Annotated in this window: 25 protein-coding genes and 1 riboswitch; of the genes, 7 read left to right on the forward strand and 18 right to left on the reverse strand. The window is 36.7% G+C overall.

Going from position 1 to position 23,378, the window contains the following annotated elements:
• Window positions 1-6 precede the first annotated feature (6 nt).
• Window positions 7-1,068, forward strand: a complete 1,062-nt coding sequence (locus tag N0B48_RS19885; protein WP_259840840.1) for an efflux RND transporter periplasmic adaptor subunit — start codon at window positions 7-9, stop codon at window positions 1,066-1,068.
• 6 nt (window positions 1,069-1,074) lie between these two features.
• Window positions 1,075-4,263 (forward strand): efflux RND transporter permease subunit, encoded by a 3,189-nt coding sequence (locus N0B48_RS19890; protein WP_259840842.1) that lies wholly within the window; start codon window positions 1,075-1,077, stop codon window positions 4,261-4,263.
• Between the two features lie 655 nt (window positions 4,264-4,918).
• Here the strand turns inward: N0B48_RS19890 and N0B48_RS19895 are convergent.
• From N0B48_RS19895 to metE, 6 genes are all read right to left on the reverse strand, one after another.
• Entirely contained in the window at window positions 4,919-5,365 is a 447-nt protein-coding gene (locus N0B48_RS19895) for a KTSC domain-containing protein (RefSeq protein ID WP_034725280.1), read from the reverse strand.
• Between the two features lie 102 nt (window positions 5,366-5,467).
• Window positions 5,468-5,800, reverse strand: a complete 333-nt coding sequence (locus tag N0B48_RS19900; RefSeq protein WP_259840844.1) for a hypothetical protein — start codon at window positions 5,798-5,800, stop codon at window positions 5,468-5,470.
• The gene (locus tag N0B48_RS19905; protein ID WP_259840845.1) at window positions 5,800-6,276 is read right to left on the reverse strand and encodes a HEPN family nuclease; all 477 of its coding nucleotides are present in this window, start codon (window positions 6,274-6,276) and stop codon (window positions 5,800-5,802) included. The genes N0B48_RS19900 and N0B48_RS19905 overlap by 1 nt, the downstream gene beginning before the upstream one ends.
• Before the next feature lie 100 nt (window positions 6,277-6,376).
• The gene (locus N0B48_RS19910) at window positions 6,377-7,108 is read right to left on the reverse strand and encodes an SDR family oxidoreductase (protein WP_259840847.1); all 732 of its coding nucleotides are present in this window, start codon (window positions 7,106-7,108) and stop codon (window positions 6,377-6,379) included.
• A 94-nt stretch (window positions 7,109-7,202) separates the two neighbouring features.
• A complete protein-coding gene (locus N0B48_RS19915; RefSeq protein ID WP_259840849.1) occupies window positions 7,203-7,583 on the reverse strand; it encodes a helix-turn-helix domain-containing protein in 381 nt (126 codons plus the stop codon).
• A 248-nt stretch (window positions 7,584-7,831) separates the two neighbouring features.
• Window positions 7,832-10,153: a 5-methyltetrahydropteroyltriglutamate--homocysteine S-methyltransferase gene (gene metE, locus N0B48_RS19920; RefSeq protein WP_259840851.1), complete on the reverse strand. Its 2,322-nt coding sequence runs from the start codon at window positions 10,151-10,153 to the stop codon at window positions 7,832-7,834.
• Window positions 10,154-10,332: 179 nt separating this feature from the next.
• Window positions 10,333-10,517: riboswitch (cobalamin riboswitch) on the reverse strand.
• A 153-nt stretch (window positions 10,518-10,670) separates the two neighbouring features.
• Between metE and N0B48_RS19925 the strand changes: the two genes are divergently transcribed.
• Window positions 10,671-11,132 (forward strand): Lrp/AsnC family transcriptional regulator, encoded by a 462-nt coding sequence (locus N0B48_RS19925; RefSeq protein WP_259840853.1) that lies wholly within the window; start codon window positions 10,671-10,673, stop codon window positions 11,130-11,132.
• Window positions 11,133-11,223: 91 nt separating this feature from the next.
• Here the strand turns inward: N0B48_RS19925 and N0B48_RS19930 are convergent, their stop codons facing one another.
• The 12 genes from N0B48_RS19930 to N0B48_RS19985 form a co-directional block, all read right to left on the reverse strand.
• A complete protein-coding gene (locus tag N0B48_RS19930) occupies window positions 11,224-11,988 on the reverse strand; it encodes a hypothetical protein (protein WP_259840855.1) in 765 nt (254 codons plus the stop codon).
• A gap of 428 nt (window positions 11,989-12,416) precedes the next feature.
• The gene (locus N0B48_RS19935) at window positions 12,417-12,974 is read right to left on the reverse strand and encodes a hypothetical protein (RefSeq protein ID WP_259840857.1); all 558 of its coding nucleotides are present in this window, start codon (window positions 12,972-12,974) and stop codon (window positions 12,417-12,419) included.
• Window positions 12,975-13,166: 192 nt separating this feature from the next.
• Window positions 13,167-13,877 carry a DUF2306 domain-containing protein gene (locus tag N0B48_RS19940; protein WP_259840859.1) on the reverse strand — a complete coding sequence of 237 codons (711 nt, stop codon included), beginning with the start codon at window positions 13,875-13,877 and terminating at the stop codon, window positions 13,167-13,169.
• A gap of 5 nt (window positions 13,878-13,882) precedes the next feature.
• On the reverse strand, window positions 13,883-14,341 hold the full coding sequence (locus N0B48_RS19945) for a DUF2750 domain-containing protein (protein ID WP_259840861.1): 459 nt from the start codon (window positions 14,339-14,341) through the stop codon (window positions 13,883-13,885).
• A gap of 53 nt (window positions 14,342-14,394) precedes the next feature.
• Entirely contained in the window at window positions 14,395-15,078 is a 684-nt protein-coding gene (locus tag N0B48_RS19950) for a hypothetical protein (RefSeq protein WP_259840863.1), read from the reverse strand.
• Between the two features lie 8 nt (window positions 15,079-15,086).
• On the reverse strand, window positions 15,087-15,668 hold the full coding sequence (gene nudK, locus N0B48_RS19955) for a GDP-mannose pyrophosphatase NudK (protein WP_259840865.1): 582 nt from the start codon (window positions 15,666-15,668) through the stop codon (window positions 15,087-15,089).
• The gene (locus tag N0B48_RS19960; protein WP_259840866.1) at window positions 15,655-16,014 is read right to left on the reverse strand and encodes a DUF4406 domain-containing protein; all 360 of its coding nucleotides are present in this window, start codon (window positions 16,012-16,014) and stop codon (window positions 15,655-15,657) included. Before N0B48_RS19960 ends, nudK begins: the two co-directional genes overlap by 14 nt.
• Before the next feature lie 61 nt (window positions 16,015-16,075).
• The gene (locus tag N0B48_RS19965; RefSeq protein WP_259840868.1) at window positions 16,076-16,660 is read right to left on the reverse strand and encodes a Crp/Fnr family transcriptional regulator; all 585 of its coding nucleotides are present in this window, start codon (window positions 16,658-16,660) and stop codon (window positions 16,076-16,078) included.
• Window positions 16,661-16,668: 8 nt separating this feature from the next.
• A complete protein-coding gene (locus N0B48_RS19970) occupies window positions 16,669-17,580 on the reverse strand; it encodes a TIGR01777 family oxidoreductase (protein WP_259840870.1) in 912 nt (303 codons plus the stop codon).
• Window positions 17,581-17,607: 27 nt separating this feature from the next.
• Window positions 17,608-17,952, reverse strand: a complete 345-nt coding sequence (locus N0B48_RS19975; RefSeq protein ID WP_259840872.1) for a hypothetical protein — start codon at window positions 17,950-17,952, stop codon at window positions 17,608-17,610.
• A gap of 4 nt (window positions 17,953-17,956) precedes the next feature.
• Complete coding sequence (locus N0B48_RS19980; RefSeq protein WP_259840874.1) at window positions 17,957-18,559, reverse strand: HPP family protein; 603 nt, start codon at window positions 18,557-18,559, stop codon at window positions 17,957-17,959.
• A 9-nt stretch (window positions 18,560-18,568) separates the two neighbouring features.
• Complete coding sequence (locus N0B48_RS19985) at window positions 18,569-19,465, reverse strand: arginase family protein (RefSeq protein WP_259840876.1); 897 nt, start codon at window positions 19,463-19,465, stop codon at window positions 18,569-18,571.
• A 432-nt stretch (window positions 19,466-19,897) separates the two neighbouring features.
• Here N0B48_RS19985 and N0B48_RS19990 point away from each other — a divergent pair, with 432 nt between their 5' ends.
• From N0B48_RS19990 to N0B48_RS20005, 4 genes are all read left to right on the forward strand, one after another.
• Entirely contained in the window at window positions 19,898-20,230 is a 333-nt protein-coding gene (locus N0B48_RS19990; RefSeq protein ID WP_259840878.1) for a single-stranded DNA-binding protein, read from the forward strand.
• 14 nt (window positions 20,231-20,244) lie between these two features.
• Window positions 20,245-20,700 (forward strand): HRDC domain-containing protein, encoded by a 456-nt coding sequence (locus N0B48_RS19995; RefSeq protein ID WP_259840880.1) that lies wholly within the window; start codon window positions 20,245-20,247, stop codon window positions 20,698-20,700.
• A 339-nt stretch (window positions 20,701-21,039) separates the two neighbouring features.
• A complete protein-coding gene (hisS, locus tag N0B48_RS20000) occupies window positions 21,040-22,392 on the forward strand; it encodes a histidine--tRNA ligase (RefSeq protein WP_259840882.1) in 1,353 nt (450 codons plus the stop codon).
• Window positions 22,393-22,610: 218 nt separating this feature from the next.
• Window positions 22,611-23,372: a GntR family transcriptional regulator gene (locus N0B48_RS20005; RefSeq protein ID WP_259840884.1), complete on the forward strand. Its 762-nt coding sequence runs from the start codon at window positions 22,611-22,613 to the stop codon at window positions 23,370-23,372.
• Window positions 23,373-23,378: the final 6 nt, after the last annotated feature.

Raw genomic sequence — 23,378 nt, forward strand, 5'->3', positions numbered from 1 at the left:
ACTAAAATGAAAAAAACTTTAATATACATCATCGTAGCAGCGGTCCTAATCGGTTTAGCGGCTTACAAGATTGCAGATAATAAAGAGAAACAGACGAAAGAAGTAAAGGAAGTTGCTAAACAGGTTGACAAAATCAACGTGAATATAGTAACTGTTTCCAGAGAAAATATCAATACAGATTACTCAGCTAACGGAACTTTCATTCCAAAACAGGAAATGAACCAGTCTTCTGAAATCGCAGGACGTATCGTAAGCGTTTTGGTAAAAGAAGGATCAAGAGTTTCTGCAGGACAGACTTTGGCCGTGATCAAAAAAGACGCCATCGAGGTTGATGTTTCTCAGGCTCAGAATAATTTACAGAATGCAATTATTGACAATCAGCGTTACGAAAGCGCCTTCAAAACGGGAGGAGTTACGAAGCAGCAGGTTGATAATTCAAGACTACAGCTGAAAAATGCACAGGCAGCCGTAAGAGCTCAGGGGGTAAGAGTGAATGATACCAGCATCCGTGCAGGAATCAGTGGTACAGTCAATAAAAAAATGGTAGAGCCGGGAACTGTAGTTTCTGTAGGAACTTCTATGTTTGAAATTGTAAATATCAACAGCCTTAAATTGTCTGTATTAGTAGACGAAAGTCAGGTAGGAAGAATTGCTTTAGGTCAGGAAGTTCCGATCAATGTTAATGTTTTACCTGAAGATTCATTCAGCGGTAGAATTACATTTATTGCTCCTAAAAGTGATGCCTCTTTAAATTTCCCGGTTGAAATTGAAGTTCAAAACAGAGGAAACTTAAAAGCGGGTATGTACGCAACAGCTTTATTTAAAACCAATCACGGTACTGAAACTCAGAATATGCTGACCGTTCCTGCAGAAGCTTTTGTGAACGGAGTAAGCTCAGGGCAACTATTCGTCGTAAGCAATGGAACGGCTAAACTGATCAAAGTACAAACCGGAAAAGTATACGGTGACAAAGTTCAAATCTTAAGCGGACTGAATGGCGGAGAACAGGTAATTACCAGCGGACAGATCAACCTTGATAACGGTTCGAAAATCAACATCGTAAAGTAACAGAAGATGAAGTTAGCAGAAATATCCATTAAAAGGCCGTCCCTGGTTATCGTATTGTTTACGATACTTACATTGGGTGGTTTATTAAGTTACTCCATGATGGGGTACGAGTTGATTCCGAAGTTTGAAACCAATATGGTAACCATTTCTACGGTATATCCGGGAGCTTCGCCTGCTGAGGTGGAAACTTCGGTAACCCGAAAAATTGAAGATGCCGTAGGTTCCCTGGAAAACGTAAAGAAAGTAGAATCTTCATCATACGAAAGTTTATCGGTAATCATGGTTCAGTTGAATACCGGTGCCGATGTAAACTACGCTTTGAATGATGCACAGAGAAAGGTAAATGCTATTCTGGCAGACCTTCCGGACGATGCAGATCCTCCTTCTCTGCAAAAATTCTCATTGGATGATCTTCCGATCATGACTTTGAGTATTTCCAGTAACAAGCTGAATAATAAAGATCTTTATGACCTTTTAGATAAAAAAATAGAACCTATTTTCTCCCGTGTAAACGGTGTAGCTCAGGTGGACCTTGTAGGTGGACAGGAGAGAGAGATTCAGGTGAATTTAGATGAAAAGAAAATGCAGGGGTATGGTATTGCCATCGCAGATGTACAGCAGGCCATTCTTTCATCCAACCTGGATTTCCCGACGGGAGCTTTGAAGACAAGAACTTCGAGATCTACGATCAGACTTTCCGGTAAGTATAAAAGTGTAGATGAGATGAATAACCTTGTAGTTTCCAATAAAAATGGAGCTCAGGTTCGTTTGTCTGATATTGCAACCGTTTTCGATACCCAGAAAGATGTGGAGAAAGTGGCAAGATACAACCAGAATTCTACGATTTTACTTCAGGTTAAAAAACAATCTGACGCCAATGCAGTTTCCGTTTCAGAAGCTATTCAGAAAACAATTGATAATGTTCAGAAAGATTATAAAACGCAGGCGATTAAAATCAATATCGTAGATGACTCAACAGACTTTACACTTGAAGCTGCTGACCACGTAATTTTCGATTTATTCCTGGCGATTATCCTGGTAGCAGTAGTAATGCTATTGTTCCTTCATAACATCAGAAACGCATTTATTGTAATGGTTTCTATTCCGATGTCATTGATTGCAACGGTAATTGGAATGTATCTGATGGGATATACCTTGAATCTAATGAGTTTACTTGGACTTTCATTGGTTGTGGGTATTCTTGTGGATGACGCGATTGTAGTACTGGAGAACGTTTACCGTCACATGGAGATGGGGAAAAGCAGAATTCGTGCAGCGTACGATGGAGCTTCGGAAATTGGATTTACGGTAACGGCTATTACCCTGGTAATTGTGGTGGTATTCTTACCGATTGCGATGAGTTCTGGGTTGGTTGCTGATATCCTGGCGCAGTTCTGTGTCACGGTAGTTATTGCGACATTATTCTCGTTATTGGCTTCATTTACCATTATTCCTTGGTTATCTTCAAGATATGGTAAACTGGTGCATCTGACAGGTAAAAATCCTTTTGAGAAATTTATCCTTTGGTTTGAAAAGCAGTTGGAAAAATTCACGCACTGGATTACAGGAATTCTGGAGTGGGCTTTAAAATCAACATTGAGAAGAATTATGACAGTGGTTATAACATTTATTATCCTGATTTCTTCATTCATGTTGGTGGCTTTCGGATTTATCGGTGGTGAATTCTTCCCTAAAATGGACAGAGGTCAATTCCTTGTTCAGATGGAATTACCAAAAGATGCTTCCGTAGAAAAAACCAATCAGATTACTTTAGCTGTTGAAAGATACCTTAGAAATGATAAAGATGTCGTGGATATGATCACGACAGTGGGTCAGCAGTCATCTGGTTTTGGTGGGGCACAGGCTACATTGTATCAGTCAGAGATTCAGGTGATTCTGGTAGATAAATCTGAGCGTAATGAAAGCACGGATATCAAGTCTGCAAAAATCAAGAGAGCTTTAGAAGAAAAATTCACAGGAGTTGAATTTAAAACGGCACCAATCGGATTAATGGGAGCAGATAATGCACCGATTGAAATGGTAGTGACGGCTCAGGATAACGAAACGGCCAATAAAGAAGCGAACAGAATTCTTGAATTACTTAAGAAAGTTCCCGGTTCTGTAGATGCAGAATTATCTACGGATTCTGGAAGTCCTGAAGTACAAGTGAATATCGACAGAGATAAAATGGCATCTTTAGGCTTAAATCTTTCCAGTGTAGGACAAACGATGCAGACTGCATTCAGTGGAAATACAGACGGAAAATTCAGAGCCGGAGAATATGAATATGATATCAACATCCGTTTTGGTGATGCCAACAGACAGTCTATTGATGATGTAAGAAACCTGATGTTTACAAATCCTCAGGGTGAGCAGATCAGACTGAGCCAGTTTGCAGATGTAAAAATGGGTTCAGGACCTAGTTTGCTTGAACGTAGAGATAAAGCACCTTCTGTAAAGGTAAAATCTAAAGTGGTAGGTCGTCCTGTAGGAGATGTTGCCAACGAATGGGCCGCTCAGTTTATGGATAACGAGAAAACCAAACCGGCGGGTGTAAGCTATATCTGGAGTGGTGATATGGAAAACCAGACTGAAGGTTTCGGTACGTTAGGTATTGCATTGATGGCAGCTATCGTATTGGTTTATCTGGTAATGGTTTCACTGTATGACTCATTTGTATATCCGTTCGTGGTATTGTTCTCTATTCCTCTGGCATTGATCGGGGTAATGGTTATTCTTGCCATCACCGGAAATTCATTAAACATCTTTACGATGCTGGGGATGATCATGTTGATTGGTTTGGTAGCGAAGAACGCGATTATGATTGTCGACTTTGCGAATATGAGAAAAGCAGCGGGTGCCAATACCCATGACGCTTTGATTCAGGCCAACCACGCCCGTCTTCGTCCGATCCTGATGACCACGATTGCGATGATCTTCGGTATGATCCCGATTGCAATTGCAAAAGGAGCAGGAGCAGAGATGAACAACGGACTGGCCTGGGTAATTATCGGTGGTTTGACATCATCATTATTCCTGACGCTGATCATTGTACCGGTAGTATATTCATTATTTGATTCAATTCTAAGAAGAATGGGTAAAGGTGAAAAAGTAGACTACGAAGCTGAAATGAAAGCTGAATACGACCATAAAGAACTAAGTGAAGACGGATACACTCCGAAACACGTAGAATAATATAATAACCTTAATTAACCTAAAAGCGCATCAGAAATCTGATGCGCTTTTTTTGATTTTTGAAGTATTTTCATCTTTTTTTTTAACGCAAAGAAAAACAAAGAATTGACTTTAATTACTTTAAAATAAGATAAGCAAAGGCGTTTCACTCATTTCCGAAATACGATTTTTAGAATAAGTTAAAGCCTAAAATTACTGATGTTTTGTTTTACTTTTGTTAAATGAAATGCCTTTGTTTATCTTTATTCGTTTTGTTTCATTTCAAAAAACCTTTGTTTCTCCTTGCGATTATTAAACATTTAAAACGATATCAAAATTATCAGCGCAAAACCTATCTTTTTTCGAATAATTTAAATGAATATTTTTATTCGAAATTTAAAGAGTATTTTATTATTACGAATTTACCACGCAAAGTATAATTCTGATATCGCATATTATAAGAAATACAAAGAGAGAATTAATCTAATTGATTCTGATGAAGCCAATACAGATTGCTTGATTTTAAAATCTCACGCAGATTCATCAGATAATACAGATTTCTAGGTTTACTAATCTGCTATATCAGAATCATCTGCGAGAGCAAAAAATAATGTTTAAGCATAAAAAAAGCTTCCAGAATGAACTGAAAGCCTTTGTTTATATTGTATGTGGAGAATTAATCTACCATCGCCTCACCGGCTTTTCTGTAGACGAAACTTCCGTAAATGTGTCTTCTTGCAAAACGGCTTGGCGAATCAGCGTTCACCATTTTGATATACGTGTTTTTTGGAACCCCAATGTATTCGTACATATTTCCGTTCAGGTGTTGAACTTTCAAAACTGCCTTTTCAAGATAAAAATCCTGAATATTAGATTTTGTAATCGTTTCCGTATATTCCTCTTTATATTTTTCCTGTGTTTCCTGGTTGATGCTGACTAAGAAATGGTATGCTTCAATTACAGCTTTACTTTTTTCTTCTGCTTCCAGTTTCCCGGCTTCGTCGTCAATAAATTTATCAGGATGCGAATCTTTCATCGTATTTCTGTAAATTGTCTTTAATTCCTTTAAAGTAACGGTCTTATCAACATTAAGAAGCTTTCTGTATTCGCCTAATTTTTTCATAACTGTAAATCCTTATTTCGGGGTGCAAAATTAAGCTTTTTAATTGACAAACTGTAAGTTATTCAGTGTTAATTTATTTAATGGATTTATTAGAATTAAAAACTACCCGTTATCTCCATGAAAGTATTCATAAGCATAGCCTTCCAAATCTCCACTTTCAGAGATTAAGTTATCTTCTTCATCATAAATTTTAAAACTTTCTTGTGAACCTCCAATGTTTGCAGATCCATCCAAGCCTAATAAGATAGTATAAAAACTATCTGTCAAAATACTAGAAACTATCTCTTTTAATTTTTCAGTTTGTACTTTATTTAAGTTTAATTTTTCAATTTTTACCGAAACTAGAGTTCTGTATTCTGATTGAGTTTCAAAACTTGAATTTAGAATATTTTGTTTTTCTTGGTAGAAATTTTTTACGAATTCTTTAGTAGTCATTATTGATTTTTTTTCATTTCATTTAAAAACCAGTCAGATAAATGATTTAAGAAATCTTTTAAATTACTTATGGGAATTTCTGCTTCAAAAGTAATTTCTGTTCTATTTTTTTTATCGGTAAATTTGATGCTTTTTATCACATGATTTTGGTTATTGAATGTTTTAAAACTATAGTGTGCAACAGAATTTCTTAAATGTCTTGTTACTTGTCGTAAATCTAACAGCTCATTTCCACTAGTATCCTTACAAACTCTGAAATATTCTTTTTTTAATCCCCATTCTTTATTTCTAATTAATGTCTGTGGAATTTGATCTATCCAATACTGTTGCGGAGTCATTAGTAAGCCTACAAAACAATTGATTAATAATGTAACTTCAAATTTTTCTTTTTCATTAATAATAATGCTATCATATTGATTAATTATTTTTTTGGTTCTTTGTACAAAATCATATTCTTGATGTTTATAATAACTCATAATTTAATACTTAAGTTTTTAAGCAATCTATAAATTTTATTTTTCTTTGACAAATAAAAAAAACAGGAAAATATCCTGTTTAATCAAATTTGAAGAACTTCTACCACGCAATTTCCAATCCATCACCGAAAAATTTTCCGGATGGGCCATTCTGATCAATAGTAGCATATTTTACAATGGCTTTAGTTCCCTGTTCTACGGTCTGATATCCTGTGTATCCATTAAGATCCGTTGCCGTAAATCCTGGATTCACACTGTTGATTTTGAAATGGGTATCTTTCAGTTCATAGGCGAGCATTACAGTAAAAGTATTGACAGCCGTTTTTGAACTGCAATAGGCCGTAAGTTTTACGTCATAAAATTCATAATCAGGATTACTGTGATTGGTCAGAGAGCCAAGGTCGCTCGAAACATTGACGATTCTGGGCTCGTCAGATTTTTTCATCAGATCCAGAAAATGCTGTGTCACCTGAATAACGCCAAAGAAGTTGGTTTCATAAACGGTACGCAGATTGTCCAATGATATACTGGACGCATTTTGAGGCATTTCTCCCGTAATTCCGGCATTATTGATAAGCACATCTAGCTTTGAAATTTTGAACCCAAGTTCTTCTCTGGCACGTTGAACCGAGAGTAAATTGGTGACATCAATCTCCAGCAGGTCAATATCATTAAATCCTGTATTTTTAAGCTCTTCTACAGCTTTTAAACCTCTTTCTCTATCTCTGCTACCGATGAAAACGAAATACCCAAGCTGTAAAAGCTGTTTAGCCGTTTCAAAACCTATTCCTTTATTGGCTCCTGTAATTAAAGCCGTTTTCTTTGTTGTCATAATTTCTGTCGTTAAATGATACAGCAAAAATAGAAAGTGTATGACAGGGAAAATGGTGACCTTTTCTGTTTAAATGGTAACCTTTTCTGTTTTTTTAACCCGCATGGTTTTCATTTCTGAATTCTTTGGGCGTTTTACCTGTAAATCGTTTGAAAAATTTCGTGAAATTGGATGGGTCATAATCTAAAATTCTTGCAATTTCACTAATGGGTTTGTTGGTGTTCACAATGAGGTCCTTGGAAATAATAACCAGTTTTTCTTCATATACGGCACAAGGTGATTTTCCCAGAACATCTTTAATGGTGTCACTTAAATGATTGGGATTGATAAACAGTAAGTCTGCAAACTCATTGATTTCATAAGCCGTTTCAACCTGTCCTGCCAGAAGTTCGTCTAAATGTTTATCCAGTTTAGAAACAAATTGATTGGCTATTTCTGCCTGTCTCAAAGAAATACTTTTATCCTGCTTTTTCATTAAAAATGGTGAAAAAATAATATTCAAAATTATTGAATTAAATTGATTTTCTAACTTAAATAGCTGAGTTTGTCTTCCTATTCTGAAATCTGAGATTTAAAATTATTGTATAGGTGTTTGTGAAAAATTCAATAGGAGCGGGCTTTAGCCCGCTCACTCACCATCATTAATTCAGGCAAACGGCTTTAGCCAAAACATAAAAAAGCAGGAGCAAAAACTCCTGCTCAAAAATTATAATAATTAATTCTTTAGCTTTCCTGCAACACAAAATCTGCAGCTGCTTCTCTTGAGGCTTTCACCATCGCAATCAACGCCTTCTCCGTTTCATCCCAATGCCGAGTCTTCAAACCACAATCCGGATTCACCCAAAGCTGCTGAGCCGGAATAACAGCCTGCGCCTTTCTTAACAGATGAATCATTTCTTCTTTCGAAGGAACCCTTGGTGAGTGAATATCGTAAACTCCCGGACCAATCTCATTCGGATATTTGAAATCGGCAAAGGCCTGAAGCAGTTCCATCTGGCTTCTGGAACATTCTATAGTGATCACATCGGCATCCATATCTGCAATATTCTGGATGATATCATTGAATTCGGAATAGCACATATGGGTATGAATCTGCGTTGTATCTTCAACACCTGAAGCGGAAATCCTGAAGGCTTCTACTGCCCATTCCAGATACTGCTGCCATTCGGATCTTCTAAGTGGAAGTCCTTCTCTGATTGCCGGTTCATCAATCTGAATAATTCTGATTCCTGCTTTTTCCAGATCGTTGACCTCATCGCGGATCGCTAACGCAATCTGTTTACAGGTTACAGATCTTGGTTGATCATCTCGTACAAAAGACCATTGCAGGATCGTTACCGGACCGGTAAGCATTCCTTTTACCCATTTTTGAGTAAGAGATTGAGCATAGTGAGACCAATAAACGGTCATGGGATGCGGTCGGTGAACATCACCATAGATTACCGGAGGTTTTACACAGCGGCTTCCATAGCTCTGAACCCATCCGTTTTGGGTAAAAGCAAATCCGGCAAGCTGTTCCCCGAAATATTCCACCATATCATTTCGTTCAAATTCACCATGAACCAATACATCGATGCCGATTTCTTCCTGCCAGCGGATGGTTCTTTCCGTTTCTTTTTTTAGCAAATCATCATATTGTTCGGCTGTCAGTTCACCTTTTTTGAATTTCGATCTCCAGGCTCTTACTTCTTTAGTTTGAGGAAACGAACCGATAGTGGTTGTTGGGAATAAAGGAAGCTGAAGAACATTCTGCTGATTTTCTTTTCTCATGCTGAACGGACTTTTTCTCTGCGCATCATTTTCAGTGGTGATATCAACACGGTCTTTTACGGCCTGATTGTGGATCAGGGATGAAATTTTACGGTTGTCAATGGCTTTTTTATTTTCGGCATATTGCTGTAAGACCTGATAATCTGCCTTTCCGGCTGCCAGTTTTTTTAAAGCAACCACTTCATGGATCTTTTGTTTGGCGAAAGCCATCCATTGTTTGATCTCAGGAGATAACGTGTTTTCATTCGTTTCAAGGTCAAGGTCGAAAGGAGAGTGGAGCAGGGAGCATGACGGAGCGATGAAAACCCTGTCAGATCCGATGGTATTGACAGCTTTCTCAATGAATCCCAGTGATCTTTCAAAATCATTTTTCCAGATGTTCCTTCCGTCTACAATGCCTAAGGATAAACTCAGTGTCTGCGGAATAGCATTTAAAACCTCATCCAACTGCTCAGGAGAACGAACTAAGTCAATGTGTAAGACATCAACCGGAAGCGAAGATGCCAATGAAAGATTATCTTTTAAACCTTCAAAATAAGTAGCAACGATGATTTTAAGCTCCGGAAACTGGTTTCTGATTTCGCTGTAAACCGATTGATAGATTTCTTTTGCTTTTTCAGTAAGATCCAGTCCTAAAAACGGTTCATCAAACTGTATCCATTGAGCACCGTGGTTCTCAAGTTCTTTTAAAATTTCAATATATACCGGAAGAAGATTATGGATTAAATCCAGTTTATCAAACCCTTCTTCTTTCTCTTTTCCCAGGAGGAGATAAGTAAGCGGTCCGATGATTACCGGTTTTGCATTCACTCCGGCTTGTTTTGCACTGATGAATTCAGTAATGATCTTTTGGGAAAACAATCTGAACGGTTGGTCCTTTTGAAACTCGGGAACAATGTAATGGTAATTAGTATCGAACCATTTCGTCATTTCCATGGCGGTAATATCCAGATCGTCTTTCTGATAGCCTCTTGCCATTGCAAAATACAGATCATGCTCTGAGGCAGATTTTCTGGCTGCAATTTCCTGATAACGCTCCGGAATGGCTCCAACACTTAGCGTCATATCCAAAACCTGATCATAATACGAAAAGTCATTGCATGGAATAAGATCGATTCCTGCTTCTTGCTGAAGTTTCCAGTTTTGCAGGCTGATGTTTTTCCCGGTTTCCAAAAGTTCATTCAGTGACGTTTTGCCTGACCAATATTGCTCGCAGGCTTTTTTGAGTTCTCTGTGGCGGCCAATACGCGGGCTGCCAAGTAGGTGCGTTTGCATGTTCTTAAACTTTTAAATTAAACAATAATGATGGTAAAAGCTCTTTTAGAATGCTTCGCAATGCTGCCGGGAAAGAATGTTGAGGATAAAGAGATACAATAAGGACGTAGTTTTCCTGCTAACAGGAACGTTCAAAAAAAGTATCATCTGTATGACCCAAAGCTTCAGACCGCGAAAGCATTGTCAATTCAGATTAGGCAGGTCTCCTGGCTTATAACGGCTTTCATCATCCTTCCCGCTTTCGCAGTGGATATTCACGGATAAAAACCTTTGGTGTGTTACTTACAGTTGCGCGACAGCTCGTGATTCTCACACGATTCCCTATTAATCTACGTTATGTAAAACCTCTTCTGTTTGATGAAGGATGTTAAAGAACAAAATCTGGGCTAAAGGTATGATTAAAGTGAATTGATTGGTTGAATTGAATAAAATAAGAATATAATTTCGTTTTTGATTAATTTAAAAGCGAATTATTCTGTAAATTTGAAAAACATAATCCCAAAAAGAATATTATTCTGTGGAAAGACTTGACGAAAAGGATCTTCAGCTGCTTAGAATCCTTCAAAAGAATGCTAAACTGACGGTAAAGGAACTTGCGAAAGAAATTAATCTGTCACCTTCACCTGTTTTCGAGCGGATGAAAAGGCTCGAACAGGCTGGATATATCAAGCATTATGCAGCCGTTTTGGAGGCAGAAAAACTCAATCGGGGATTTACTGTTTTTTGTCAGGTCAAACTTAAAATGCATGATCGTTCTGTAGGCAACCAGTTTGTTGAAGATATTTTACAGATCAATGAAGTTGCCGAGTGTTATAATATTTCCGGAGATTTTGATTTCCTGCTCAAAGTTCAGGTAAGAGATATGAAGCATTATCAGGACTTTGTCTTCAATAAGCTGGGTTCATTGGATACTATTGGCAGTGCGCACAGTACTTTTGTCATGGCGGAAGTGAAAAATATTCATGGGGTAAGTATTTAAAAATAAAAACAGCACCCGAAAACGAATGCTGCTATACTTTCTGAATTTTTAAATCATTAAATTTTTAAATGATTCAATCTTTAAATCACGTCTACGGCTGATCACAATCCTGCTTCAGCTTTACAAAGGTCTTGTCAAATTTCTTATACAATATTCCTTCATCATCGGGTTCAGCTCTGAAACTGGCGTTCGCACAGTTGTGAAACCCCATTCCCATCAGGTCAATGAGTGCATAATCATCTTTCTGGAGATCATTAAGCTGATCATTAAACCTGGTCATCACCGACTGTGGATCAGCATTGTTTTTGCTTTTTTCCTGTGCAAACTTTTCCCATACGGCATACATTTTCTCTTTGTCCGGAGAAGAAACGGCATCAATATATTCTTTGCAGGTATTGTAAAACTGACTGTTTTTCAGTGATACAGGATTAGAATATGCATTAAGCTCTTCTTTTTTGAGCTGGTATTCGCCTTCAAAAGCCTGAATGGCTTCCTGATGAAGTTTTTTCCACTCCGGAAGATTGATCACTTTAAGATTGTACAATTCTGCCTTCTTTTGTTGATATTGTTTATCCAGTTGCTGCAGATAGGTGTTTTTATTTTTTCTGATATCTTCAAGATCTGAAAGTTTAAAAACCGTATGATTATCAAAAGCACCTCCGTTGAGTGTGTACAGAAGTTTAAAAACTCCGTCTATTTCCTCTTTTTTGTATTTCCCCGGATCGTAATATCCTTTATTCTCGCAGTTGTAGGTCTGGTAAGCATAAAGAGCCAGATTGTTGGTCTTACCAGTCGTTTTCTGTCCAAAGGCTGCTACAGAAAGAGCTACTGAAAGTGTAAGTATTAATTTTTTCATATAATTTGTTGTGTGATGTATTTCCGAAAAGACTTTCTGAATGTGATTGTAAAATTAATATTTTGAATTTTCAAACACAAATCACACGAGTGTTTTTCACTGATGACACAAATGGAGGAGTTGCATTCGTGAGAATTCGTGTTTTAAATTTGTGTTATTCGTGGTTTATGAAGCATTTCGGTTTCTATTTTTAAACACAAATTACACGAGTGTTTTTCACTGATGACACAAATGGAGGAGTTGCATTCGTGATAATTCGTGTTTTAAATTTGTGTTATTCGTGGTTTATGACGCATTTCTGTTTCTATTTTTAAACACAAATTGCACGAATATTTTTCACTAATGACACAAATGGAGGAGTTGCATTTGTGAGAATTTGTGTTTTAAATTTGTGTTTTAAATTTGTGATATTCGTGTTTATAGTATGTTTAATCAAGATAATTTACATTAAAAACACCTCTTTTAAATTCTACTTTTACCTTATCACCAGTTTTATATTCAAAAATTGATTTTAAACCTTTCGCTTTTCTTTTTTTGTCAATCAATTCTATTGCATTATCGTCATGGATGGAGTTTTCTTTCCCCCCGTCCAGCCAAAAGACCATCGCTTCTTTATGGTTGATGACTTCATAAGTATTAATTATACGTTCTTTTTCGGTTTGAAAATTGGTGAGTAATAAGATATGGATAAATAATGTTCTAAATGCGAACAAAGCAAAAAAAGCAGAATATAAACATACACTAATGATTTCAAGAATTTTTTTAGCTTTTATACAGATAGACACAACTATGGCGATAACAACGGCTATCACCAATAAATATCTCCACGAGAAGTCCTTAAAACTTTGCAGATCCTGATCTAAATAATGTTCTTTGATGAATGGTTTTAAGACAAAAGTATCAAGACAGAAGAGTAGGACTAATATAATGAATAGAATGAAGTAAGGTTTTGAGATTAATTTTTTTATTTGTTCAGAACGTGTCATTTTTAATATTTGTCAGTAGATTATTGTTTTTTAATTTTAAAATAATAGTTTTGATATAAATTAAAATCTATGAGTTCGCTTGTCATTTTTGGACTGTTTGTTGTATTGATATTTGCCGGAATAGCTTTTCTTATGATGCGGTTCTTTGAAAAATGGACATCGAAAAGCCAGTACAGAAACCTTTGGAATACTTTAATTTTTATTGGTCTTTTTGCGGCACTGTTGTTCGGTTCCTTTTTTATTTTTATCATGAATCTCAATTTTGAAAGGTAAGTCGTTAAACCTTTTAATGATCACAAGAGCCACAGAAAGATTGACAAGCAGTGATACCCAGACATTCAGTCCATAAAACAGCTCATAATCATATAGATCTTCCCGATAGAAAAGGTTTTTAATAACCCTGAAAGTAATGGCTGTAGTGGTAACGGCATAGCTTAAGATCATGTATTTTTTGTGGCTTGCAATATTTCCTTTTTTAACTAAAATAACAGCATTAACCGTACAGTATGCCCACAGAATGTCCTGAAGCAGAAAGCCTGTAACCCCAATGATTCCACCGTTTGAAAATAATCCCAGTACAAAACATGCCGGTACATTGATGATCAGGATATTATAAACATACATCCTTCCGATCCACCGGTGAAGCGTCCTGTTTTCCGTTAAAAAACGATTTGAAAACTGGGTGAGTCCTGTGAGAAGACACAGGGTGACTGAAAAGATATGAATGTAAAAAAACGCCATCCAGTACGGATTATCCACAACCTTCTGTTTAAACATCAGGAAGCCTATATTTTTATCAAGACCTGTGTATTGGGAAATCGTTTTCAGCATGAGAATACTGAAAATCAGAATGGCAGAGATAGCAAGTGCTCCGCTAACCTTTATTCCAAGAGATTTGTTCATCTCGTTTAGCTGCTCAAAACTTCTCGGATTTGTGTTTCCATTTCTTCGATGCTTCTAAACTTCCTCAATGTTATGTTTTTGCCAGTCTTTTTAAGTTCTTCAATAATATCGAGCACCAGCTCCAAAGGTTCTGCTTCACAACCAAATAAATTACTGTCGAAATTGGTTCCTACAACCAGACCATCATTATTCATTCCGAGACACCAGTTTTCTACAAAATCATTCAGGGGAACAGATGAAACTTCATAATGACTCCACTCATCACCGATACACGATTTTGCCCTTGCCTGATCAGACCAGAAACAAATAATCTGTACTGGCTCCCCATCTTCATATTCCAGTTCGTTGGAATAGGAGACTGAATAACCGTTTTCATCCTTTAAGGCGTAGATGATTTCTGTTTCGCTAACCTTTTTTATAAAATCTTTATGGCGGTTTTCTACCGTGATATGATCCTGTATCATTCCGTTTTTCTTTAAGGTGTTTTGGAAACCTTCATTAACCCTCCATCATAAAACTATTTATATAATTTTAGTGATTTATAATCATACACATATTTCACATCATTGTTTTTGATGGTCATATCTTCACTTCCCGGCTTCAAAACTAAGGAATCTGAATCAAAAGTGAAAGTGATTCTATCTCCTGATTCTTTGATTCGTAAGATATCCGTCAGTTTTTTTTCCTCATTTTTGGGTTCAATATCCAGGTTTCCGAGATATTTTATCTTTCCTTTTTCTAATAAATAAGCATCACCACCGAAAAAATATTCATACGCTTGCTGACAGACGATAATAATATTTCCATTTTGGCTGTTCTTATAAAAATAGGGTTCATAAAGATAGGCTTCTCCGGAACCTTGAGATTGATAAATGATTTCGTTTTTATGATTCAGCAATAAAAGTCTCTTTCCAAAGTCTTCTTCAGTATCGGGCAAAGTAATTTTACCATCAGTAAATTGAAAATTTCCTGCTACAATCTTGTTTCCTTCCACAGAAAAAGCCTGCTCAATATCGAATCCTTTAATTTTTAAATCAGAAATTTTGTCAGGTTTAAATTCAGTATATGGAGCATCTTTTACAACCTCAGCTTTAATTGATACTGGTGTTTCCTTTTTTACTGTTGCTTTATTTTCCTTTTTAGGTTCTTCCTTGCAGCAGACCAAAGTAAATAGAACGAATACAGGTAATAGTTTTTTCATCTTATTCTCTATACAATGTTTTTAATACGCAAATGTTGCAAAAGCATGATGGTCTTGGCATCCATGATCTCTTCGTTGTCTATCATCGAAAGAGCATCCTCAAATGAAAATTCCAGAACTTCAATGTTTTCACCTTCTTCTTCAAGTCCGCCACCGTCTGCGATTTTCATCTCAGAAGAGTATTCTGCAATGAAAAAATGAAGGATCTCCGTTACAGAGCCCGGCGACATATAGGCTTCAAATACTTTTTCTACTTTTGAGATTTTGTACCCGGTTTCTTCTTCCGTTTCTCTTTTGATACATTCCTCCGGATTATCATTATCCAGCAGGCCGGCACAGGCTTCGATAAGCATCCCTGTGGTATTTCCGTTGATGAAAGTAGGCAATCTGAACTGTCTGGTCAAAATTACAGTGCCTGAAGTTTTGTTATAAAGCAGGATCACCGCTCCGTTTCCTCTGTCATAGGCTTCTCTGCTTTGGGTTTCTGTAGTTCCGTCTTTTTTGGCGATGGTGTAGGTGACTTTGTTTAAAGTGTACCAGTTGTCAGAAAGAATTTCTGTTTTAATGATGTTGATGTTAGGATTCTGCATTGGGAATATCTTCTATATTATAATAAATGGTAAGGCCTCTTTCTCGGGCTATTTTTAAATCTTCGTCTGCTCCTTTAGAATGACCTTCGATACGGAGTACGGCATCACATTTTTCAAGAATGCGATGGGCAATGGGATATTGTATTTCCTGCCATGCCTCGTCTCCGATTTGAGAAGAACCAGCCAGATGGATGAGCGGAAGAGCCAGCCATTCTCCAATCATAGGAATGTGGCCTTTTCTGAAAATTGGCAGTGCCGCAGCTTCAAGGTTGTTCAGATTTTTTCGGATCAATTCCGGATCGTCATTGGTACCGCTTCTGTAAGGACCTGCAATAAGTATTAGCATATTTTTTTTTTGAGTAAATTAAAGGAACTTATCTTCTACAAAAAATAAGATAGATTAAGACTCATGATTTTTTTTGTTTGTTGGTTTTAATTGAGCTTAGGAATTCGGGAGTAACTCCCAGATAGGATGCAATCTGTTTCTGGGTAATCCGTTCTGCGGCCAAAGGATATTTTTTTAGAAAAGTATAATACCGCTCTTCAGCAGGCAGAGAAAGGTTTTCTATGGTTCGTAGCTGTTCCCTGATATACGCATTCTGCATCATGATTCTGAAAAATTTTTCGAATTTGGGAACTTCAGAATACAGTTCATCCAGACTGTCCTTTTTCAATTGAAGTAATGAACTTTCCTCAAGGGCTTCAATAGTCAGCATAGCTGGTTTCTGATTAATAAAACAATACATGTCTGTGATCCACCAGTCCGGGAGAGCAAACATAATGGTAGATTCTTTCCCCGAAGGATCAAGATAAAAAGCCCTTAGAACACCCGACTGGACAAAGCTGATTTCCTTACATACTTGTTGCTGTTTTAAGATCAATTCTTTCTTTTGAACCTTTTTCTCTGTTAATAAAGAAAGAAAGAATGAGGTCTCTCGGCTGTCAAGGGAAATATGCCGGGAAATATGCTTTAAAACTAAACTTTCATCCATATTTGGGTTTAATTTTTTTCTTTTAATAAATTTTCAAGCGCTCCTTTAAGCTCCGGGAATTTAAACTGAAATCCAGTATCCTGAATCTTTTGTGAAGAAGCCCTTGAACCTTCCAGTAAAGCATCTGCCAACTCTCCAAATATCAGTTTTAAAACGAAAGTTGGAACATTCGGCATAAACAAAGGTTTGTTAAGGACTTCAGCGATTTTCTTCGTTAAATTTTCATTAGTGGTATGCTGAGGAGAAACGGCATTATAAGGTCCATTCATAGCTGAATCATTCAAAGTAGCCTCATAGATTGAACAGATATCCTCGATGTGAATCCACGGCATGTATTGTTTTCCGCTTCCTAAAGCTGATCCGATGCCATATTGTATAGTGGGAAGCATTTTTTTCAATGCTCCGTCTTCTTTGGAAAGTACAACGGCTGTTCGTATTTTCACGACTCTTTCAGCCAGATTCTGCTCTTTAAAATCATCTGCGGCTCTTTCCCATAAAACCACCACTTCACTGAGGAAATCATTGCCCGGTGCATCATCTTCCGTATAAATTTTATCAGTTGTTACGGTACCATAATAATTGATCCCTGATGCGGAAATAAAGGATTTTAACTTTATATTTTTCTTTCGTACAGTTTCCAAAAGAAGGCCCGCAGAATCTACACGACTGGAGATCAGTTCCTGTTTTCTTTCTTTGGTCCAGCGTTTTTCAGAAATATTGGCTCCGGCCAGGTGAATGATGTGGGAAACATTTTCAAGTGCAGATTCATCCATCGTTCCTTTTTTGATGTCCCATTCAAAATCATTCTCATGTTTTTTCTTTCGGGTAAGGAAGCGAATGGCATAATCTTTTTCTATCTTTTTAGACAGCTCACGGGCGATCATGCCGCCGGCACCGGTTATCAGAACGATTTCTTTCATAATACGATATTTAGGAATGGTGTGAGATTAAGACTGACTTTTAACAATCAGAACAAAATCTTCCTCTAAAAGTTTATAGCCATAATCATAAATAAATCTATATTCAGAACCATTTTTATACACTTTCAGGTTGGTGAAATAATCGAAATCAAAACCCAAGCCATCCATCCTGGATTTTGCAATTTTTGCTTTACCGTCCGTATTCAGTTCCATCATAATGCGGTAGTTTTTACGAAGTTTGTTGTTCACATTCCGCATCAGATTGGTAGAATCTTTATTCTGCTTATTATTATAGGCGTTGCGGCAGGCATCATTGCAGAATTTTTTATCAGACCTTCCGAGAATTTTTTCGCCACATTCAAGACATTCCATGTTTTTATTTTTTCATTTTGTGAGTGTGCTCGTGTTTTTTTCTTAAAAGTCTTTTGAATCTGGTATGGGTAGGATAACTTCTGTTCGGTGTCATATTGTTGAATAAAAGGGCTGCAAGAAGGAGAATAATACAGCCAGACAAAACAGGCGAAATAACGTACCAGTAGCCTAATTCCGGAATCTTACCCACAGAACTCACAGCAATAAGAGCCGTAGCGCCTCCGGGTGGATGAAGGGTTTTGGTATACTGCATCAGCACAATGGAAAATGCCACAGCCAGCGGGGCAGAAAGCCAGATAATATCGGGAACAATTTTATAAACGGTAACGCCTACAATAGCTGAGAGCACATGTCCTCCCACAAGATTTCTTGGCTGAGCCAAAGGACTCTGGATCGCTCCATAGATCAGAACACTGGAGGCCCCGAAAGACCCAATCAGGAATATATTTTCGGTAGCTGAAACAGAATGAGACTGGATAAATGCAATAAGTCCAATGCCTACAAATGCTCCCAGAAACGACCAGAAATGTTCTTTATAATCAACCAGAGTTTCTTTGTAGATCACATATTTTGATACCCTGAACGTTCTTTTTATCGTCTTCTTCATTAATCTTCTTTATTTTTTTATGAGTTGAATTAAATGCTTTATGAAAGGTTTTGTATAGGTCCCGTTTTCATCATAATCTGGATCCAGAACGGTAATTTGTATTCCGAAGCAAAGGGGAGAATGAATCAGAGGTTTCAGCATATCTCTTAGATTTTCATAATCAATTCCATCTTCCATTCTGCTGTCTACGGCAGGCATCAGTTCGTCTTTCAGAACATCAACGTCAAGGTGGATGAAAAATCCATCCAAAGCTTTGCTGCTAACCATCTTTAGAAAATCTTCTGCAGTTTTTCTAAAACCATTTTTTCTCAATTTATACAAATCAAAATAATGGATGTCAGAATTGATAATCTGTCCCACATACTCTTCATCATCTGTTTCTGCATTTCCGACACAGAAAATATTTTCCTCCAAAAAATAAGGTCTGAGTCCCTGAATATTGGTCAATTTTTCATGCCCCATTCCGGTAATGATGGCAAGGTCAAGTCCTGCAGCGGCAGCCGTTTCAGAAAGACTGACAGGAATAAAATCAGTATGCCCGTCCAGATAAAAAAGTCCGTAATTCCCAAGCTTCTTTAAAGCCAGAGCAGTTCCTATCAAAATACTGCAATCACCTCCTAGCATAATATTGAAAGTGCCTTCTGTATGGTTTTCTGAGATGAAATTTGCCTGTTTTTGAGCATACTCAATAATGCTACCTGCATTTAAAACACCGGATTCCTGATCAAGTTCCATCGAATAATCTGGTGCCTCCAGTCTGAAAATATGTTGAGGATTGATTTCTTGATGAAAATCAAATTTTCTGAACCAATCCGGAAGCTTTCTGACACCGGGCTCAGTTTCGTGGTCTTTTTTCTTTAATCCCAAATTGAGAGGAAACTCAAAAATATTGATGTCCCTTTTCATAAATGATATTTCCTCAAAGATACGGAATTATCCGTTTGAAAACGGGTAAAACGATACATTTCACTCTTTTTTAAATGTTTTTTGATCATTGCTATGATGATAATAATTAAAGAAAATGACGATAACATTTTAAAAATTTAATCACTGGAAATAGATCGTAAATTTTTATCTCTGAATTAAAAAATAATAACAATTTTTTTCAATTTCAAACAAAATGGATTTTTATCAAATGATATTGATTTCAATTACATACGTAATGGAATAAATTTTAAAAATCAGAAAGAAAATTATTCGACAACAAACGGATACAAATGAATTTAAATAGTTTATAACCGATTAAGCTACTGCGATGTGACAATCTTTGCAACAGAGATTTGAGAAAGAAAGTGAACGTCTCTCATCTGAATTATTAATCATAAAAATTTTAAAGCTATGTCACTAAGAAACAAAGTAACATTAATTGGTTACACAGGAAAAGAAGTTGAAACCGTAAACTTCGAAAGCGGAAGCGTAAAAGCAAGCGTGTCTTTAGCCACCAGCGATCATTACACGAATGCAAAAGGCGAAAAAGTAGAAGAAACACAATGGCACAATCTGATTGCTTTTGGAAAAACAGCTGAGATCCTTCAGAAATATGTGCCTAAGGGAAAGGAAATTGCTATTGAAGGAAAAATTACGTACAGATCGTACGATGATAAAGATGGCGTGAAACGATATATTACGGAGATCAGAATCGATGAGATTCTATTGCTGGGAAGTAAATAATTTTAAAAACACAGATGATGAAAGTGAAAGTTTTTAAAATCAGGCTTCCTGAAGAATTTCTCTATAAAGATCAAAGAATGCTTGATGATTTCCTGGAAGTGAACGAAATTATAAAAGTGGAAACCGCTTTTGTAAATGATGAATGTTATTGGTCCGTGGTTCTGTATTTTGAAGAGGTGAAAACCGCTAAAAATGTAGTGAAAGAAACCAAAACAGTTAAATACTCTGCAGATAATGATGTCTTAAACTCAGATGAAGAAAAAATTTTAGATGCCCTGAAATACTGGAGATCAGAGAAGGCGAAAGAACAGAATCTCCCCACTTATTTTATCGCGAGCAACAAAGAACTGATGTCTGTGGCCAAGTATAAGCCTGTGAAAAAAGAAGAACTGCTTGAAATCAAAGGTTTCGGAAAGCATAAGATTGAAAATTATGGTGAAGAGATTTTAGAAATCCTTGAAAGCGTCTGATTTTTTGGACTTAGTAACGATAATGCATCAGGAGCTGGGGAAGATTTCTTCCTCAGCTTTTTTATCTTTCGGAAAAGTCCTTTCAATTCCTTATTTTTGCACTGCTTATCCATTCAATCTGTTAAAGCGATTATTATCCATTTAAAGTTTGATACTTTACACATTTAAAGTGGTGTAAAGAAGAAAGTCAAAGATTTTCAAAAACTTAAGTGTACTTATAAACCGTTTTTATGATAAACTTCAATGAAGCTTAAGTGTTTGCTTTTGTGTCTTTTGTGGTTTAAAACGTTGAATCAGTTTAAGCATGTTTAATTATTAATATCATTTATCAATTATAAAATGAAACCAAGTTTAGCAAGAGGAACACGTGATTTTTCCGCATTGGAAGTTTCAAGACGAAGATATATTATCAATACACTACAGAAGAATTTTGAATTGTTCGGATTTCAGCCACTAGAAACTCCCAGTTTTGAAAATCTTTCTACATTGACAGGTAAGTATGGAGAAGAAGGAGATCGTCTGATTTTTAAAATATTAAATTCAGGAAATTATCTTGATAAAATTTCTGAAGAAGAACTCAATGTTGACAATCATCAGGCACTGACAAAGAAAATTTCAGAGAAAGCTTTGAGATATGATCTGACCGTTCCTTTCGCACGATATGTGGCTATGAATCAGGGGCAGCTTGTTTTTCCGTTCAAACGATATCAGGTTCAACCCGTTTGGAGAGCAGACAGACCGGCGAAAGGTAGATTCAGAGAGTTTTACCAATGTGATGCTGACGTAGTAGGAAGTGAAAGTCTTTTACAGGAGGTAGATTTGGTTCAACTTTATCTGAAATCATTTGCCGATCTGAAAATTCCTGTTACCATTCATATGAACAACAGAAAGATCCTTTCCGGTTTGGCTGAATATGCTGGTATTACTGATAAGCTGATTGAGTTTACTGTTGCTTTGGACAAACTTGATAAGATCGGGAAAGAAGGTGTGGTGAAGGAGTTATTGGAAAGAGAAATTTCTCAGGAATCTATTGATAAGCTGGAATTCTTATTTAACCAATCGGATGATGCATTGGAAAACCTTCTTCAACTGAAAGAAAAATTTGCAGACAGTGAAATTGGATTGAAAGGAGTAGAAGAATTAGAATTTGTTTTGACACAATCTCTGAATCTTGGTGTAGATATGCAGAATCTTGTATTCAATATTACATTGGCGAGAGGTTTAGATTATTATACCGGAGCTATTTTCGAAGTGAAAGCGGATGAAGTGGCGATGGGATCTATCGGCGGCGGCGGTAGATATGACAACCTTACTGAAGTATTCGGAGTGAAAAACATTCCGGGAATTGGTATTTCGTTCGGTCTGGACAGGGTTTATCTGGTCATGGAAGAGCTTAATCTTTTCCCTGAAGAAGCTACCACTCAGGTAGAGTATCTGTTTGCTAATTTTGGAGCAGAAGGAACTGTAGAAGCCTTAAAATTGATTATGCAGTTGAGACAAAAAGGAGTTTCTGCTGAACTTTACCCTGAAAATTCAAAACTGAACAAACAGTTTACCTATGCAGAGAAGAAGGGAATTAAAAACCTGGTTTTCTTAGGAGAAGAAGAAATCAAAAATGGAACAGTTACTTTCAAAGATCTTACAGCCGGAGAGCAGAAAACGCTTTCCCTGGAAGAATTTTTAAGTTTATAAATAACTTTTAAGATAACAAAGATCCTGTTACAGAAGTTTATTCCGGGCATTCAAAAGCCTAGTCTAACCTTCTGTAACAGGTTTTTTGTGTAAAAATAAAATGATTATTAATTAGTTTTTTCAGGTTTCCTTTAAAGTGTCTTCTGTGAAATAAACTTTTTGAAATATTTTTACGCTCGAAAAGAAAAAATAATTACATTTGCCTCAATCTTATATGTATGAACATACCTACAAAGAATTTCACCATTGACCACAAAAGTAAACTGCCGCTTCATGTACAGGTAGAGGAGCTTTTCCGTAAGCTTATCAAAATGGAACCTTTCAGTAAAGGAGCTCTCCTTCCCAAAGAAGTAGATCTGGCTAATCTTTGGGGTGTTTCCCGAAATACAATCCGCCAGGCAACGAATAAATTGGAACACGAAGGACTAATTGTACGGAAAAAAGGGATCGGTACCCGCGCAGCAGAGAAAAAGAATCTGGTGACAGGCTTAGACCACTGGTACAGTTTTACCAGAGAAATGCAGGAAAAAGGAATTGAGGTTATTAATCTGTTACTAAAAACGGAAACCGAAACTCCAGGTGAAACTATTTGTAATTTTTTCAACGTGACTCCGGATAAAAAGTTATTTAAACTATCAAAGTTAAAAGGAGAAAATTCTGATGAGCCTATCGTTTATTTCGAAAGTTATTTTCATCCGCGAATCGGTATCAGCAAAGAAGATGATTTTAATATTCCTTTGTACACGATGATGCAGGAGCGTTACGGAGTGGTAGTACACCAGTCCCGCGAAAATATTAGTGCCTGTAATGCAGGAACCGTGATAGGAAAAAAATTAAAAGTACCGGCATCTTTCCCGATCCTGAAACGCGAACGTTTTGTATATGATATCAATGGAAAACCGGTAGAATATAATATCGGATATTACAGGTCAGATAAATTCACTTACAGCATAGACATTACAAAATCTGCTGAAATTTAAAAGTGT

It is taken from the genome of Chryseobacterium herbae (assembly GCF_025154075.1).
Lineage (GTDB): Bacteria > Bacteroidota > Bacteroidia > Flavobacteriales > Weeksellaceae > Chryseobacterium > Chryseobacterium herbae.

Bases quoted from the DNA above. Each gene is read 5' to 3' on its own strand.
- N0B48_RS19885 (WP_259840840.1), top strand. From the start codon at position 7: ATGAAAAAAACTTTAATATACATCATCGTAGCAGCGGTCCTAATCGGT.
- N0B48_RS19890 (WP_259840842.1), top strand. From the start codon at position 1,075: ATGAAGTTAGCAGAAATATCCATTAAAAGGCCGTCCCTGGTTATCGTA.
- N0B48_RS19895 (WP_034725280.1), bottom strand. From the start codon at position 5,365: ATGAAAAAATTAGGCGAATACAGAAAGCTTCTTAATGTTGATAAGACC.
- N0B48_RS19900 (WP_259840844.1), bottom strand. From the start codon at position 5,800: ATGACTACTAAAGAATTCGTAAAAAATTTCTACCAAGAAAAACAAAAT.
- N0B48_RS19905 (WP_259840845.1), bottom strand. From the start codon at position 6,276: ATGAGTTATTATAAACATCAAGAATATGATTTTGTACAAAGAACCAAA.
- N0B48_RS19910 (WP_259840847.1), bottom strand. From the start codon at position 7,108: ATGACAACAAAGAAAACGGCTTTAATTACAGGAGCCAATAAAGGAATA.
- N0B48_RS19915 (WP_259840849.1), bottom strand. From the start codon at position 7,583: ATGAAAAAGCAGGATAAAAGTATTTCTTTGAGACAGGCAGAAATAGCC.
- metE (WP_259840851.1), bottom strand. From the start codon at position 10,153: ATGCAAACGCACCTACTTGGCAGCCCGCGTATTGGCCGCCACAGAGAA.
- N0B48_RS19930 (WP_259840855.1), bottom strand. From the start codon at position 11,988: ATGAAAAAATTAATACTTACACTTTCAGTAGCTCTTTCTGTAGCAGCC.
- N0B48_RS19935 (WP_259840857.1), bottom strand. From the start codon at position 12,974: ATGACACGTTCTGAACAAATAAAAAAATTAATCTCAAAACCTTACTTC.
- N0B48_RS19940 (WP_259840859.1), bottom strand. From the start codon at position 13,877: ATGAACAAATCTCTTGGAATAAAGGTTAGCGGAGCACTTGCTATCTCT.
- N0B48_RS19945 (WP_259840861.1), bottom strand. From the start codon at position 14,341: ATGATACAGGATCATATCACGGTAGAAAACCGCCATAAAGATTTTATA.
- N0B48_RS19950 (WP_259840863.1), bottom strand. From the start codon at position 15,078: ATGAAAAAACTATTACCTGTATTCGTTCTATTTACTTTGGTCTGCTGC.
- nudK (WP_259840865.1), bottom strand. From the start codon at position 15,668: ATGCAGAATCCTAACATCAACATCATTAAAACAGAAATTCTTTCTGAC.
- N0B48_RS19960 (WP_259840866.1), bottom strand. From the start codon at position 16,014: ATGCTAATACTTATTGCAGGTCCTTACAGAAGCGGTACCAATGACGAT.
- N0B48_RS19965 (WP_259840868.1), bottom strand. From the start codon at position 16,660: ATGGATGAAAGTTTAGTTTTAAAGCATATTTCCCGGCATATTTCCCTT.
- N0B48_RS19970 (WP_259840870.1), bottom strand. From the start codon at position 17,580: ATGAAAGAAATCGTTCTGATAACCGGTGCCGGCGGCATGATCGCCCGT.
- N0B48_RS19975 (WP_259840872.1), bottom strand. From the start codon at position 17,952: ATGGAATGTCTTGAATGTGGCGAAAAAATTCTCGGAAGGTCTGATAAA.
- N0B48_RS19980 (WP_259840874.1), bottom strand. From the start codon at position 18,559: ATGAAGAAGACGATAAAAAGAACGTTCAGGGTATCAAAATATGTGATC.
- N0B48_RS19985 (WP_259840876.1), bottom strand. From the start codon at position 19,465: ATGAAAAGGGACATCAATATTTTTGAGTTTCCTCTCAATTTGGGATTA.
- N0B48_RS19990 (WP_259840878.1), top strand. From the start codon at position 19,898: ATGTCACTAAGAAACAAAGTAACATTAATTGGTTACACAGGAAAAGAA.
- N0B48_RS19995 (WP_259840880.1), top strand. From the start codon at position 20,245: ATGATGAAAGTGAAAGTTTTTAAAATCAGGCTTCCTGAAGAATTTCTC.
- hisS (WP_259840882.1), top strand. From the start codon at position 21,040: ATGAAACCAAGTTTAGCAAGAGGAACACGTGATTTTTCCGCATTGGAA.
- N0B48_RS20005 (WP_259840884.1), top strand. From the start codon at position 22,611: ATGAACATACCTACAAAGAATTTCACCATTGACCACAAAAGTAAACTG.